13 protein-coding genes are annotated in these 14,807 nt (G+C 61.0%); 9 read left to right on the forward strand and 4 right to left on the reverse strand.

Translation table 11 applies throughout. The features are described 5' to 3' along the window. Positions 1-31: 31 nt before the first annotated feature. Complete coding sequence (locus tag HWX44_RS01035; RefSeq protein ID WP_175972870.1) at positions 32-703, reverse strand: 3'-5' exonuclease; 672 nt, start codon at positions 701-703, stop codon at positions 32-34. Positions 704-830: 127 nt separating this feature from the next. On the opposite strand from HWX44_RS01035, the gene ligA reads away from it, so the two are divergent. Genes ligA through HWX44_RS01050 form a run of 3 tightly spaced genes read left to right on the forward strand, consistent with a single transcriptional unit; the run spans position 831 to position 4,377 of the window. Continuing rightward, on the forward strand, positions 831-2,855 hold the full coding sequence (ligA, locus tag HWX44_RS01040) for an NAD-dependent DNA ligase LigA (protein ID WP_070515613.1): 2,025 nt from the start codon (positions 831-833) through the stop codon (positions 2,853-2,855). Continuing rightward, positions 2,852-3,622 (forward strand): HAD family hydrolase, encoded by a 771-nt coding sequence (locus tag HWX44_RS01045; protein WP_175972871.1) that lies wholly within the window; start codon positions 2,852-2,854, stop codon positions 3,620-3,622. The genes ligA and HWX44_RS01045 overlap by 4 nt, the downstream gene beginning before the upstream one ends. Continuing rightward, complete coding sequence (locus tag HWX44_RS01050; protein WP_070511618.1) at positions 3,619-4,377, forward strand: HAD family hydrolase; 759 nt, start codon at positions 3,619-3,621, stop codon at positions 4,375-4,377. The genes HWX44_RS01045 and HWX44_RS01050 overlap by 4 nt, the downstream gene beginning before the upstream one ends. On the opposite strand, the gene HWX44_RS01055 is transcribed toward HWX44_RS01050, so the two are convergent. Next, positions 4,370-5,029 (reverse strand): amino acid-binding ACT domain protein, encoded by a 660-nt coding sequence (locus tag HWX44_RS01055; RefSeq protein ID WP_046649342.1) that lies wholly within the window; start codon positions 5,027-5,029, stop codon positions 4,370-4,372. The two genes, HWX44_RS01050 and HWX44_RS01055, sit on opposite strands and share 8 nt — an antisense overlap. 210 nt (positions 5,030-5,239) lie before the next feature. Between HWX44_RS01055 and gatC the strand changes: the two genes are divergently transcribed. Both gatC and gatA read left to right on the forward strand, forming a co-directional pair. Continuing rightward, a complete protein-coding gene (gatC, locus tag HWX44_RS01060) occupies positions 5,240-5,542 on the forward strand; it encodes an Asp-tRNA(Asn)/Glu-tRNA(Gln) amidotransferase subunit GatC (RefSeq protein ID WP_046649343.1) in 303 nt (100 codons plus the stop codon). Positions 5,543-5,544: 2 nt separating this feature from the next. After that, entirely contained in the window at positions 5,545-7,029 is a 1,485-nt protein-coding gene (gene gatA, locus HWX44_RS01065; RefSeq protein ID WP_070511620.1) for an Asp-tRNA(Asn)/Glu-tRNA(Gln) amidotransferase subunit GatA, read from the forward strand. 226 nt (positions 7,030-7,255) lie between these two features. Here gatA and HWX44_RS01070 read toward each other — a convergent pair whose 3' ends face one another. Further along, the gene (locus HWX44_RS01070) at positions 7,256-8,539 is read right to left on the reverse strand and encodes an HNH endonuclease signature motif containing protein (protein WP_175972872.1); all 1,284 of its coding nucleotides are present in this window, start codon (positions 8,537-8,539) and stop codon (positions 7,256-7,258) included. A 242-nt stretch (positions 8,540-8,781) separates the two neighbouring features. Beyond that, complete coding sequence (locus tag HWX44_RS01075; protein WP_070511621.1) at positions 8,782-9,105, reverse strand: hypothetical protein; 324 nt, start codon at positions 9,103-9,105, stop codon at positions 8,782-8,784. Positions 9,106-9,153: 48 nt separating this feature from the next. On the opposite strand from HWX44_RS01075, the gene HWX44_RS01080 reads away from it, so the two are divergent. The 4 genes from HWX44_RS01080 to gatB are packed head-to-tail and all read left to right on the forward strand — an operon-like array spanning position 9,154 to position 14,771. Continuing rightward, positions 9,154-10,530, forward strand: a complete 1,377-nt coding sequence (locus tag HWX44_RS01080; RefSeq protein ID WP_175972873.1) for an MFS transporter — start codon at positions 9,154-9,156, stop codon at positions 10,528-10,530. A 22-nt stretch (positions 10,531-10,552) separates the two neighbouring features. After that, positions 10,553-11,584, forward strand: coding sequence for an ATP-dependent 6-phosphofructokinase (locus HWX44_RS01085; protein WP_175972874.1), 1,032 nt, complete (start codon positions 10,553-10,555; stop codon positions 11,582-11,584). 39 nt (positions 11,585-11,623) lie between these two features. Beyond that, positions 11,624-13,222: an aspartate:alanine exchanger family transporter gene (locus tag HWX44_RS01090; RefSeq protein ID WP_046648095.1), complete on the forward strand. Its 1,599-nt coding sequence runs from the start codon at positions 11,624-11,626 to the stop codon at positions 13,220-13,222. 43 nt (positions 13,223-13,265) lie between these two features. Further along, on the forward strand, positions 13,266-14,771 hold the full coding sequence (gene gatB / locus HWX44_RS01095) for an Asp-tRNA(Asn)/Glu-tRNA(Gln) amidotransferase subunit GatB (RefSeq protein ID WP_010186967.1): 1,506 nt from the start codon (positions 13,266-13,268) through the stop codon (positions 14,769-14,771). Positions 14,772-14,807 lie beyond the last annotated feature (36 nt).

The raw sequence follows: 14,807 nt of genomic DNA on the forward strand, positions 1-14,807 counted from the left end.
AACTGGCAAGCGCTATTTGGGTGAGGGGGAGTTAAGAAATCATCGGCCACGCGGTGGAGACGTCCGAGGCGTCGCGCCCGCGGCCTTCCAGGTACTTCTTGAAGGATTCCCGGTCCTTGTACCACTCGACGGCCTGGTACTCCATGAGCTCGTTGGTATCCATCTGGGCTAGCTCAGGGAAGTACTGGCGCACCTGCTTCCAGGCCACGCGGGCGGCCGCGAGGGCGTCGGCAGTCGCCTCATGCGCGTTACTTAACTCCACGCCGTAATGGGCGGAGACCTCTTCCAAGGTGCGCTTGCCCTTGCGCCACTTGTCCTTAACGCGGTCGATGACGAAAGGATCGAACACCGGACCGTTGACCGTGAAGTCCCCGGTCAGCGCGCGCAGTACGGAGAGATCGTAGGCGGCGTTGTAGACGATGAGCGTGAGTCCCTCGTCCCAGGCCTGATAGATGGAATCGACCGTCTCCTTGAGCACCTCCTCGTGCGGGCGGCCCTCCGCGCGGGCCTTCTCAGTAGTGATGCCGTGAATCTTGGCGGCTTCCTCGGGGATCTCCACGCCGGGGTCAGCGAGCATTTCCCGCTTGTCTACTTCACGCCCGTCGATACGCACCAGGGCAGAGGTGACGATCCGGGCTTCTTTGGGCTTTACGGAGGTGGTTTCGAGGTCGAAGGAGAGCATGCGGGTGGCGTCGAAGTTCATGGACAACACTCTAGCGCCCGGCTCGGACACGCACTGTGGAAGTGCTGCAGAATGACGGACGAACCTTTGCAGAATGACCATCCGCAGGTCATCGGCATGTCCGGTAGCCCCGCTACACTAGTGACTCGTGAGTGATGCAGTAGATATCCAACGCGAATGGTCCGAGCTTGCCCAGGAAGTGCGCAAGCACCGTGAGTTGTACTACAACGGTGAGCCGTCAATCCCGGATGCGGACTTTGACGCGCTCTTCCAGCGCTTGCTGGCGCTTGAGGCGGAGCACCCGGAGCTGCAGACCCCGGATTCGCCAACCCAGCAGGTCGGTGCTGCGCCGGAAGGTGCTGTCGACATCGAGCACCTGGAGCGCCTGTACAGCTTGGACAACGTCTTCAGTGCGGATGAGCTGCAGGACTGGCTGGACCGCACGCCGGCCGAGGCTTATCTGACCGAGCTCAAGATTGATGGCCTGTCCATTGATTTGGTCTACCGCGATGGCAAGCTCGCCACGGCCGCCACACGCGGTGATGGTCGTGTGGGCGAGGACATCACCGCCAATGCACGCGTTATCCCCGATATCCCGCACGAGCTGACGGGTACCAAAGAGTATCCGGTGCCGTCCCTGGTGGAGGTCCGCGGCGAGGTGTACATGCGCCCGGATGAGTTTGAGGAGATCAACTCCGCGCGCCGCGAAGACGGCAAGCCCACCTTTGCCAATCCCCGTAATGCGGCGGCGGGCGGGCTGCGCATGAAGGACCCAGAGGACGTCAAGAAGCGTCGGCTCCACATGGTCTGTCACGGCATTGGCGCGCGCGAGGGATTCCAGCCCACCTCGCAGCACGATGCTTACAAGGCCCTAGAGGCTTGGGGATTTCCGGTGTCTCCCTATACCCAGCGGGTCACCACAGCCAAGGAGGTACAAGAGCGGGTCACGTACTGGGAGGAGCACCGCCACGATGCCTACTTTGAAATGGACGGGCTTGTCATCAAGGTCGATGACCTGGCCAGCCAGCGCGCCTTGGGCGCGACTTCGCGCGCGCCGCGCTGGGCTATTGCCTATAAATACCCGCCGGAGGAGGTCACCACCAAGCTGCTCAACATCGAGGTCGGTGTGGGACGTACCGGGCGCGTGACGCCTTTCGCCATCATGGAGCCGGTCTTCGTCTCCGGCTCGACCGTTTCCATGGCCACCCTGCACAACCAATTCGAGGTCAAGAACAAGAATGTCCTCATCGGGGATACCATCATCATCCGCAAGGCCGGAGAGATCATCCCTGAGGTCCTCGGCCCCGTTCTGGACAAGCGCGATGGCAGCGAGACTGAATGGGTCTTTCCGGAGAATTGCCCTGCCTGTGGTACGAAGCTGGCTCCGCAGAAGGAAGGCGACCAGGACTGGCGCTGCCCGAACACTCGTAGCTGCCCGGCCCAGCTGGCGGCACGCCTGGAATACCTGGCCTCCCGCAAGGCGCTCGACATTGGCGAGCTGGGGGAGAAGGCTGCCGCGGATCTGATTTCCTCCGGAGTGCTCAAGGATGAGGCGGACCTCTTCGATCTCGATGAACAAGCACTCCTCAAATCCTCGGTCTACACCACGCAGAAGGGCGCGCTCAATGCTTCGGGTAAGAAGCTGCTGGAGAACCTCAAGACGGCCCGCCAGGCTGAATTCTGGAGGGTGCTCGTCGCGCTGTCGATCCGCCACGTCGGCCCCATTGCGGCACGTGCACTAGCCACCCGCTTTGGCTCCATGGAAGTGCTGCGCGCAGCATCGGTCGAGGAGCTGGCGGATACCGATGGTGTGGGCACCATCATCGCGGAATCCTTCAAGCAGTGGTTCGAGGTGGATTGGCACGACAACATCGTGCAGAAGTGGACCGCCGCCGGGGTCACCATGGAGGAGGAAGCCAGCGATAAGCCGGCGCAGACCCTTGAAGGCATCACCGTGGTGGTGACCGGTACCTTGGAGAACTTCACTCGTGATTCGGCCAAGGAGGCCATTATCACCCGCGGCGGAAAGGCATCCGGTTCGGTGTCTAAGAAGACGAACTACGTCGTGGTCGGAGAGAATGCCGGATCCAAGGAACAGAAGGCCCGCGATCTGGGGCTGACCATCCTGGATGAAGAGGGCTTCACCCGTCTGCTGGAAACGGGCGAGGCATGAAGCTAGCCGCCTTCGACCTCGACGGCACCATCTACTTCGATGGGTATATGCCTGAGGAAGTCCCAGAGGCCATTGCGCAGTGGCGCGCTGCAGGCAACCTCGCCGTCGTGGCCACGGGTAAGTCGCCGCACTCGGCGCGGCGTGCGCTTGAGCCTTTCGGCGTCGAGTTCGATTACTTCCTGCTGTGCAACGGCACCGTCATTATGGATGGCGACTATGAGTTGCTCTATGAAAGCCACGTGCCGCCCGAAGTAGTCCGCGCTGTGTATGAGCGGGTTCGTGATATCCCGAAGCTCGACCTGTACTGCACGCGCCTGGAAGGCCTCGATGGCCACCTCGTGCGCAACGTAGCGGGCGTTCACAATCCCATCATCAGCGAGCCTGAGGCGGTCGCGCCTGAGCGCATCGAGAAGGAGGTCTTTCCCCTCGTAGCCGCCTGGACGCCGGGTAACCCAGAGCTACAGAAAGAGATCGCGCAGTGGGTGACGGACCGCTTTCCCGTCGGCACCGCGATGAACCGAAACTTCTTCGATATCACGCCGCCCGGCCACGACAAGGGCTTTGCCTTGACCTGGCTGCTTCAACGTCTCGGTCACGAGCGTTCCGCGACTGAGCTCATCACCTTAGGCGATGGTCACAATGACCTGCCTATGCACGCGCTTGCCGACGTCTCCCTGACCTTCCCCTGGGCGCAACCCGACATCCAGGAGGCGTGCACCGCGGTGGTGGACTCGGCCGTGAAAGGTCTAATACACTACGGGGCATGAAGATTGCGGCTTTGGACATGGATGGAACCGTTTACGTCAACGAAGACATAACTGAGGCCGTAAAGGAAGCCATCGCTGCGTGGCGGGCCGCTGGCAACCTCGCCATCTCCGCGACGGGCAAGTCCATCGCCAATGCACGCAACACCCTTGAGCCATTCGGCGTGGAGCTGGATTACCACGTGCTCTACAACGGCACCGTCATCACGGACGGCGATTACTCGATCCTCCACGAGGAGCACTTGCCCAGCGATATCGTCCAAGCCGTCATCGACCGTTTCACTGGGCTGCCGTTGAATATCTACCTCACAGGCTTGTCTGGAGCAGACCAGGTGGTGTGGGATGGGCTGGCTGGCCGGGAATCCTCGATGGTGGCGAATACGGAAGTGATGGATCCGGGGGACGTCGCCAAGCGCAGCACCGTTCTCATGTCCCTGTGGATTCCAGGCAACGCTGAGCTGCGCCGCGAGGTCGACGAGTGGGTCCGCGCGAATTGTGCAGTCGAGTCCTCGTTCAACTGCGACTTTTACGACATCATGCCGCCCGGGCACAACAAGGGCGAGGGCTTGACGCGGTTGCTTGGCCACCTCGGTCACGAAGGAGCTGAACTCTACACCTTCGGCGATAGCTTTAACGATCTCTCGATGCACTCCATCGCCACCGAGTCCTTCACGTTCCCGGGAACGCAGATTACCGACGAGGTGGACCACGTGGTTCCTGACGTCGCCGCGGGACTCAACGCATTGCTAACTAGGTGAGGAAGGCGCCCAAGATAGCGCCCAAGTCACCCAAGTGCTCGACCTCGGAGGCAAGGTAGTCCGGTCCGCCGACGCGGCCCATGACGACGACATACTTCGTGCCCACGAGGGGAGCGGCAGCCAGCGCGGATTCGATCAGCGTCCACGACTCAGGAATCCACGTGTCCTTCTCCGGATTGAGCACGCGCGCCGAGGTGATGTTGAGGTCGGTGGGGATCGAGCCGTCGTCGGCAGGCGCGGCGTCGGAGGCAGCAATGCGGCTGATCTTGTCGTCATTAGCAATGACGATGGCCCAATTGGAGGTCAGCGCCTTCGGGATTGCTGCACACACCTCCTTCATCGCGGCGGTGACGTTGCGTTGCGAAGCCACCTTAGCCAGCACGTGGATCTGCCCACGGCGGTCAACGCGTCCACTGAAGGGGCGGATGGAGTCAACTTCTACGCCCTCCACGGTCTGTGCAGCGGTGATGATCTCATCAGCCATGGTGGACTGGGGGAGATCGAGGACGATGTCATCCATGACCGTGCCGTCCGGGAAATTCTCCACGATATCCACGGAACGAATATCGGCCTCGATGCTGCCCATCGCGTTGGCGAGGAGGCCAAGGCTGCCGGGAGTGTCAGGGAGTAGGACACGGACGAGATACGACATATCGTTCTTTCTGGGGGAAGATGACTAGGTAGGGAAATCGCTGATGCGAATAGTTTGTACAACTTGATCGATGGTACCCAACGTATCGAATACTATTCAATAGCTTCAGTGGTGTGTAGGGGGAGGAGTGGTGGTGGCGTGGCACCAGCCGTGCAGTACCATGGGTGCTTAGCTATCAACCGTCTCAATGAATAAAAGGATGGAGTTCGCGTGTCTGATATTTCGCGTGACGAGGTCGCGCACCTGGCAAAGCTGTCGCGATTGGCCCTGAGCGAGGAAGAACTAAAACAGTTCGCCGCGCAGATCGACGAGATCGTGGACTCGGTGTCCGCGGTTGGCAAGGTCGAGGCTGAAGGTGTGGAGCCGATGTCGCACCCGCACTCCGTTAACGCCCCGATGCGTGAGGATGTCATCGTGCGCACCCTCACCGCTGAGCAGGCTCTGGATCAGGCGCCCGCGACCGAGGATGACCGCTTCATGGTTCCGCAGATTCTGGGTGGAGGAGACGAATAAGAATGGCACAATTCATTGCGCCCACCGAGGGCATTACCGCACTGACCGCCGCCGAGCTGGCTGAGAAGATTCACTCCCGCGAGCTCACCTCCCGCGAAGTAACTCAGGCCTTCCTGGACCGAATCGCGGAGACCGATGGTGAACTCAACGCCTTCCTGCACGTTGGTGCTGAGGAAGCGCTGGCGGCTGCCGACGCCGTCGATAAGTCCCTCGACGCCGGCGAAGAACCAGCCTCTGCCCTGGCTGGCGTGCCGCTGGCGCTCAAGGACCTGCTGGTGACTACCGACGCCCCCACAACCGCCGCCTCCAAGATGCTGGAAGGTTGGGTCTCACCCTATGACGCCACGCTGGTGACCAAGCTGCGCGAGGCCGGTATTCCGATCCTGGGTAAGACGAACCTCGATGAGTTCGCGATGGGCTCCTCCAACGAGAACTCCGCTTATGGTCCGGCCCACAATCCGTATGACACCGAGCGCACTCCGGGCGGCTCCGGTGGTGGTACCGCGGCAGCCCTTGCTTCTGGTCAGGCTCCGCTGGGTATCGGTACCGACACCGGTGGCTCTATTCGCCAGCCGGCCGCTCTGACGAACACCGTGGGCGTAAAGCCGACCTATGGCACGGTGTCTCGCTACGGCCTCATCGCCGCTGCAAGCTCCCTGGACCAGGCTGGTCCGACCGCCCGCACGGTCCTGGATACCGCACTGCTGCACGAAATCATTGCCGGCCACGACTCCTTCGACGCCACCTCCGTGGACAAGCCGGTCGCGCCGGTAGTCGCCGCTGCCAAGGAGGGCGCTAACGGCGATTTGTCCGGTGTGAAGGTTGGCCTGATCAAGCAATTCGAGCGCGATGGCTGGCAGCCGGGCGTGATGGAGGCGTACCATGCAGCCGTTGAGCAGCTGAAGTCTCAGGGCGCAGAGATCGTTGAGGTCGACTGCCCGCACTTCGATGACGCTCTCGCTGCCTACTACCTCATCATGCCGTGTGAGGTCTCCTCCAACCTGGCCCGCTTCGACGGCATGCGCTACGGCCTGCGCGTCGGTGATGATGGAACCCACTCTGCGGAAGAGGTCATGTCCCTGTCCCGCGCGGCTGGCTTCGGCCCCGAGGTCAAGCGCCGCATCATGCTGGGTACCTACGCCCTGTCCGTCGGCTACTATGACGCCTACTACCTCCAAGCGCAGCGTGTTCGCACCCTCATTGCACAGGACTTTGAGCGTGCCTTCGAGCAGGTCGATGTCCTCGTTTCTCCGACCACCCCGACCACAGCCTTCAAGCTGGGCGAGAAGGTCGAGGACCCGATGGAGATGTACAACTTCGACCTGTGCACCCTGCCGTTGAACCTCGCCGGCGTGTGCGGCATGTCCGTTCCTTCCGGAATGGCATCCGACACCAACTTGCCCACCGGCCTGCAGATCATGGCACCGGCATTTAAGGATGACCGCCTGTACAAGGTCGGCGCCGCCTACGAAGCAGGGCGCAAGTAGTAGACACACTTCGGGCCAGCCCGTAGTGCGCATGAGCCGGGGTCTTTCACTGACGTGGGAGGCCGCCGGCCTTCGTCGTTTTATTCGACGGTGTGGGTTCGTTGGTTCGTAGTCTTTCTCTTTTCCTTTCGGTTTCCTTGGTCGGGTTTCGTCGTTTGAAACGACGAGTCTGGGTTCAGCCTCCGCGGAGTGTGTCTGAGTTCTTCGTCGTCTGGAACGACGGGGTTTAGAAGGGGATGTCGTCGGTGCCGGCATCAGCGTTGGTCTTGCTCTCATCCTTGGCTTCGGCTTCGGCTTTGGCTTTGGCTTGTTGTTGTGCGTAGTCGTCGAGTTCTTGTTTTAAGTGTTGGGCTTCCTCGCGTACGCGTTTTCTGGTGGCGGTGATGTGTTGGGCTACTGTTTGTGCCCACCGTTTCTGTTTTGGTGCTAGCGGCCCGTCGGCTTCGGTGATAGTCCAAGTACCGTCTTCAAACAGGCAGATGACATCCCCGCTGTAGGGGTCCAGCAGGTATTTGAGGCTGCCATCAGTTTTCATATTGTGATGACCCTGGCATAAACACGCCAGGTTCTTCGGATGGGTCGGCCCGCCTTCAGCCCAGTTATGCCGGTGATCCAACTGGCTAAGGAAAGCTGGTTTGCCGCACCCGCCGACCCGGCAGGTCCCGTCACGGCCTTCGACATGTTTGCGCATGATGATTCCTGGTTGGTAGCCATCTGCTTCGGCGACGTCACCGGTTAAATCCCGGGTCTTATCATGCGGCATCGGCTTAGCCCGCCAGCCGAAGCCTTCAATAAAGGTTGGTGCATCCTCAATGTCGCAAGCCTGGTAGGTGTGTAACACCACGGTAGCTGGTGGCTTAATCTCACCGGAGAGCAGTTTGATGACTGCCTCCGGGACGGTGATGTCTTCCTTAGCGGCGGTGTGGTGGATGAAGGCATCGAGTTTAATGCCGGTGTCTTCAGCAACTTGCAGTTCCAGCCAGGCTGAGGTGCCGTTAGAAGAAAACCGGTACGTATTTTTAGGGCGGGTGTCCTGATAGGCAATGGAATCATCCAGGGTTTTACAAATATCGCGGACTTTGCGCCTGATTTGACTACGTGTAGGAAAAGCCTGATTCGGCTTAGAGGGGGTAAAGAAGTCAGCCAGGAGGGTGTCGATGAACTCTAGGGTTTCATCAGTCAAGGCTGTCAGTGCTGACATGGGTTGATCGATAGCAATGAGGGATTCAATGTCGAGCAGGCAGTGGGTGTCTTGTATGGCTTTGACTTTCGGCAGACTCTCTAGCCGGTGGATAGCACGCAGGCCGGATTTGATGTGGCCTTCCGGCAGCGACCAGGCGGCGACTAGGGATAAGGCGGTGGTGTTGATATCGGCGTGCAGGCTGGGCATGGCCCCGACCCAGGTTTTATAGGTGGCCCGGCGGGCTTTGGAGCGGGCTATGGCGTGTGGGTTATTAGGGTTGGTGGTGGAAAAGAAAAAGGTAGGCGGGCGTGTAGCGGTGGTGGTCATGGGTATCTCCCCCGAGATAAACCTGTGTTAGAAGAAATGTTCTAACCATAATCCTAGCGGCTACCACCACGCATGGCTATAGCCAGTGGTAAATTCCCGTCAAGTCGTTACTATAAACGGGGGTAGCCACCCCACGTTAGCCAGCACGTTCGACGCAAAAATGTTGGAGCCTTTGCCCGCGCGAGGACGTAAAACGCCCCTCCAGCCGTCAAGGACAGCGTGAAGGGGCGTGGGAGGGGGATCTACTTGGCGTCGGAAAGCGCGTAGGCAGCGCCGGCGCTCGCGGCAGTGACGGTCAGGACTGCCGGCCAGGAGCCCATCTTCTTAGCTAGCGGGTGAGAGAGGCCAAAAGCGCCGGTGTACAGAGCCGCCAGGCCAACGGTAGTGGCCGGGTTCGTCTTAGCCCACCAGCTGCGGCCCGCCCACACGCCAGCGGCGGCAAGCACCACGCCGCCAAGCGGGCGAATGCCAGTCTCCCGGGCGGTGAGCCAGCCGCCGATAAGTCCCAGCGTGACGGTCGCTGCCGTCGATACGTCCTGCGGTTTCTTGATATCAATCATTCCCATGCGCCTCAGTTTAGGCCGCGTGAGCGTGCGGTGGCTAGACTTCGCTGCATGAAACTCGGAGGAACGCCGCCGTCGGAGAAGCAAGCGTGGCTCGCCATGGCCGCGCTATCACTGGGCTTTTTCATGTCCTTGCTCGACCAATCGATGATTGCCGTCGCGCTTCCCGACGTCCGCCGTGAGTTCCACGCCGATGTCAACCAGGTGCTGTGGGTTTCCGCCATCTATTTGCTCGCCGTGGTCGTGCCGCTGTTGTTTACCGGCCGCCTCGGCGATATCTACGGCCAGAAGAAAATGTTCCAGCTGGGCGTCGGGCTCTTTGGCATCGGCGCGCTGTTGTGCGCGTTAGCGCCCTCGGTGGAGTTTCTTATTGCAGCAAGAGCCTTGCAAGGTTTCGGCGCGTCGATTCAAATGCCGCAGACTATGGCCGTCATCAACCGTATTTTCGCGCGGGAGCGGCGCGGCCGTGCGCTCGGCGTCTGGGGAGTGGTTGGGTCTTTGGCCACACTTGCCGGACCGCTCTTGGGAGGCTTCGTCGTCGCTGCATTTGGGTGGCAGGCTGTTTTCTGGATCCATATTCCTTTTGTTGTCGCCGCGATTGTCTTATCCGGCCTGTGGGTGCCTTCCTTGCCAACGGCGATGGGGAAGATTGACTTCGTGTCGGTGGGGGCGTCGTTTATCGCGTTAACGTGCTTCGTCTTCGCAGTGCAACAGGGCCCAGAGACTGGTTGGCCGTGGTGGATTTGGGTCCTGCTCCTTGCTGGTGTGGTGGGCATCTACCTCTTCGTGCGCTTGCAATCATCGCGGGGGAAGGCGGCGCTCGTCCCGCTCGTGCTGTTTAAGGACCGCAACTACTCCGCAGGTTCAGTGGCCATCGTGTCCATGGGCTTTATGGCGGCGTCGATGATGATTCCAATCATGATGTGGCTGCAGGTCGAGCAGGACATGTCGGCGCGCGATGCCGGAATCATCGTCACACCCATGGCGCTGGTCTCTCTGTGCGTGTCGCCCTTGGCGGGCATTCTGGCGGATAAGCTGCACCCACGACGTCTGGCGGTCGCGGGCTTCGGCATCCTGATTGCGACCTTCCTCGCACTGTGGTTCCTCATGCAGGCCGAAGTGTCGGCCTGGTGGTTGTGCTTGCCCTGCGCGGCGCTGGGAGCGGGACAGTCCTTCATCTGGGGCTCCAACGCCGCGACGACGATGCGCGATATTGACGCAGATCTCATGGGCGCGGCATCCGGCGTCTACAACACGTCCAGGCAGGTGGGGTCGGTCATCGGTGTGGCCGCTGTGTCCGCAGTCATGCAGGTAGCGGGGGCCGCGAATTCCCTCGTGGTCATCGTTGCGATGCTGGCGGTGGGGTGTGTGGCTTCGCTCTTCTTCCGCGACACCCTGCATGCGGTAGCGGAAACTGCGAGGCTATAGGGAAGCGAGTAGATTGGATGTCATGCGTCTTGCTGTACTGACATCCGGTGGTGATTGCCCCGGTCTGAATGCTGTTATCCGCGCGGTCGTTCGCACCGCATCCAACGAGTTCGGCGATACGGTCGTCGGCTACGAGGACGGCTGGGTTGGTCTGATGGAAGACCACCGCCGTGACCTTTATGACGACGCAGAGATCGACCGCATCCTCCTGCGCGGCGGAACCATCCTTGGCACCGGCCGCCTCCACCCAGATAAATTCAAGGCTGGGTTGGACACCATCAAGGCCAACATGGCTGATGCTGAGGTCGATGCGCTCATCGCCATCGGCGGTGAGGGAACGCTCAAGGGTGCCAAGTGGCTCTCCGATAACGGTATCCCGGTCGTGGGCGTGCCAAAGACCATCGATAATGACGTCAACGCTACCGACTACACCTTCGGTTTCGACACCGCAGTATCCGTGGCAACTGACGCGATCGACCGCCTCCACACCACCGCTGAATCCCACGACCGCATCCTCATCGTCGAGGTTATGGGCCGTCACGTTGGCTGGATCGCGCTGCACGCTGGCATGGCCGGCGGTGCGCACTACACGGTGATCCCTGAGGTCCCGTTCGATATCGCCGATATCACCAAGGCCATGGAGCGCCGCTTCCAGATGGGTGAGAAGTACGGCATCGTCTGCGTCGCTGAGGGCGCGCTGCCGAAGGAAGGCACCATGGACTTCGAAGAAGGCGGTGTGGACCAGTTCGGCCACCAGACCTTCAACGGAATTGGCCAGGTCATCGGTGATGAGATCAAGAAGCGCACCGGCTACGACGTGCGCACCACCGTACTCGGCCACATCCAGCGCGGCGGTACGCCGACGGCCTATGACCGTGTGCTGGCCACTCGCTACGGCACCCATGCCGCCCGTGCTGCGCACAACGGCCAGTCCGGCATGTGTGTGGCTCTCCATGGCGAGAATATTGACCTCGTGCCTCTCGAGGACGCAGTGGGCAAGCTGAAGGTGGTTCCGGCCAAGCGTTATGCCAACGCACAGGCCCTGTTTGGCTAAACACCACCGTTAGCTCATCCATAGTTTCTAAAGGTAGCGATGACAAGCGTATTAGCTTATCTGGCTGAGCAGCCGGTCCTCTTGGTGTTTCTGCTCATAGGTGTCGGCATGGCACTCGGCGGCATCAAGACGCGGGGCATCAGCTTGGGCGCGGCGGCCGTGCTTTTTCTCGGCATCGCCTTCTCGGCAGCCGCATCAGCTGCCGGGGTAGAGGCCTCCGTTCCTCCCATCTTGGGCATGTTCGGCCTGGTGCTTTTTGCCTTCGGCATTGGCAATAACTCCGGTGTGTCCTTCTTCAAGTCGCTGAAGACGGCCACGGGGCCGGTGCTCTCCATGATCGGGGTTTTCGTCGTTGCCGCCCTTGCTGCCTGGGGTCTGGGCACGTATGTTTTTGGGCTGTCGAATGCCACCATCGCTGGTACTTTCGCCGGTGCGGTGACGAATACCCCGGCGTTGGCGGCGGCGTCGGAAGCCACGGGCGATCCGGGCTCGGCTACGGTGGGCTACGCGGTGGCTTACCTGTTCGGTGTCATCGGCATGCTCGGTGCGACGGTGCTCGTGCTTCGCGACGCCGGCAATGACGACGACACCCTGTCACCCGTCACGCGCCAGCACATGCAGATTCAACGCGAGATCTCAGTCGCGGAGATCGCTGATATTGGCAATGGGGAAGTGCAGGTAACACGCCTGCGCCGCGTGGGCAGCAACCTTATCGTTTTGCCGAAATTCTTCGACGTGCTGCACCCCGGTGACGTGGTCACGCTCGTTGGTGCCCCGGAGGACCTGGACAACATCATCGAGCGAGCCGGGCGCGAGTCCCCGCAGATCCTCAATGATGACCGCCACGAGTTGGACTTTCGCCGCATCACTATTTCCGAGCACAGCTTGGCGGGCCTGACCATCGCGGAGCTCAATAACCAGCTGGCGGATCGCTGGGGCGCGCGTATCTCGCGAGTACGTCGCGCCGATAATGATCAGGTCGCTATCCCAGAACACATCGTGGAGCTCGGCGACCGCGTGCGCGTCGTCGGTTCCAAGAAGTCCCTGCGGGAGATTTCCACTTTTCTTGGTGATTCCTCGCAAGGCCTGACAGATATCAACCCGGTGTCTTTGGGCCTCGGCATGGCCCTCGGCGTTTTCGTGGGCCACCTCGAAATCCCGCTTCCAGGCGGCTCTTCCTTTAGCCTCGGCGCTGCCGCTGGCGTCCTCATCGTGGCGTTGATCATGGCGCGTATCGGGCGCATCGGCAATACCGTCACCGCACTGCCGCACTCGGCCAACACAATCCTCTCCGAACTCGGACTGCTGCTCTTCTTGGCCCAGGCCGGAACGAATGCGGGCGGGGAAATCGCCGGTGCCTTTACGGGTGGAGCCTGGTGGAAGATTCTCCTGCTCGGCATGATCATCACGACGCTGGTGGCGACCGGATTCGCACTCGTCATGCGCCGCTTCCTGCGCGTCGGTGCCACGAAGACCGCGGGTGCTATGGCGGGCGCGCAAACCCAGCCGGCCGTGCTCGCTTTCGTGAACAATCGGACGAACACTGACCAGCGCGTCGCCTTGGGCTATGCCATGGTCTATCCGGCGGCGATGATAGCCAAGATTCTCATTACGCACGGCATCACCTTGTTGGGTTAGGCGGTTGCGCACGGTGTCGCGCTGACATACTAAGATGGCACGCATGACTGCTGCGATGTATGACCTGATGGACTATGACGAGGTCCTTGAAAAGTTCGAACCCGTTATGGGCATGGAAGTTCACGTGGAGCTCAATACGGAGACCAAGATGTTCTCCACCTCGCCCACGAACTTCAACGCAGCCCCCAACTCCAACGTTGACCCGGTGTCCCTCGGCCTGCCAGGCGCTTTGCCGGTGGTCAACTCCAAGGGTGTGGAAGGCGCCATCAAGATCGGCCTGGCGCTGAACTGCAAGATTGCGGAATCTTCGCGTTTCGCCCGCAAGAACTACTTCTACCCAGACCAGCCGAAGAACTACCAGATCTCCCAGTACGATGAGCCGATTGCCTACGACGGCTACCTCGACGTCGTCCTCGACGACGGCACTGAGTGGCGCGTTGAGATTGAGCGCGCTCACATGGAGGAGGACACCGGCAAGCTGACCCACCTGGGTGGTGCCGATGGCCGCATTCACGGCGCAACGACCTCGTTGGTGGACTGCAACCGTGCCGGCATCCCGCTAATCGAGATTGTGACCAAGCCGATCATTGGTGCTGGCGAGCGCGCCCCCGAGGTTGCCCGCGCCTATGTTTCTGCTCTGCGTGAGCTCGTCGCGGCACTGGGTGTGTCCGATGCCCGCATGGATCAGGGCTCGATGCGCGTGGATTCCAACGTTTCGCTGCGCCCGGTGGGCCAGGAGGAGTTCGGCACCCGTACCGAAACCAAGAACATCAACTCCCTGCGCTCGGTGGAGCAGGCGGTGCGCTTTGAGATGCAGCGCCAGGCGCAGGTGCTTGTCGACGGTGGCGAGATCGTCCAGGAAACCCGCCATTACCAGGAAACGGATGGTTCGACTTCCAAGGGCCGTCCGAAGGAAACCGCCGAGGACTACCGTTACTTCAACGACCCGGACCTGCCGCCGGTGATTGTCTCCCGCGAGTGGGTCGAGGAAATCCGTCAGACCCTGCCGGAGATGCCGTGGATTCGCCGCGCCCGCATCCAGGAGGAGTGGGGCCTCAAGGACGAGGAGATGCGTGACCTGGTCAACGCCGGCGCTCTCGATCTCATTATCGAAACAGTGGAAGCCGGCACCACTCCTGACGAGGCCCGCTCCTGGTGGGTGTCCTACCTGACCGGTAAGGCCAATGAGGCTGGCGTTGAACTGAGCACTCTCGGCATTACCCCGGCGCAGGTCGCTCGCGTTGTTGAGCTGGTCAAGGAAGGCAAGCTGACCACCAAGCTGGCTCGCCAGGCGGTCGACGGCGTGCTGGCCGGTGAGGGTGACGTCGACGAGGTCGTCGCCAAGCGCGGGCTCGAGGTCGTGCGCGATGATGGCGCGATCGAGAAGGCCGTCGATGATGCCCTGGCCGCTAACCCGGACATCGTGGAGAAGTACAAGGCCGGCAACAAGAAGGTCACCGGTGCCATCGTGGGTGCGGTCATGAAGGCCACCCAGGGTAAGGCTGACCCAGGACAGGTCAACAAGCTGATTGCGAAGAAGCTCTCCTAGTCGGTAGAGATTTCCATTAGGCGAGGTCAGGCGGCT

This window comes from Corynebacterium sp. Marseille-Q2823, from assembly GCF_903645345.1.
Classification (GTDB): Bacteria; Actinomycetota; Actinomycetes; order Mycobacteriales; family Mycobacteriaceae; genus Corynebacterium; species Corynebacterium hiratae.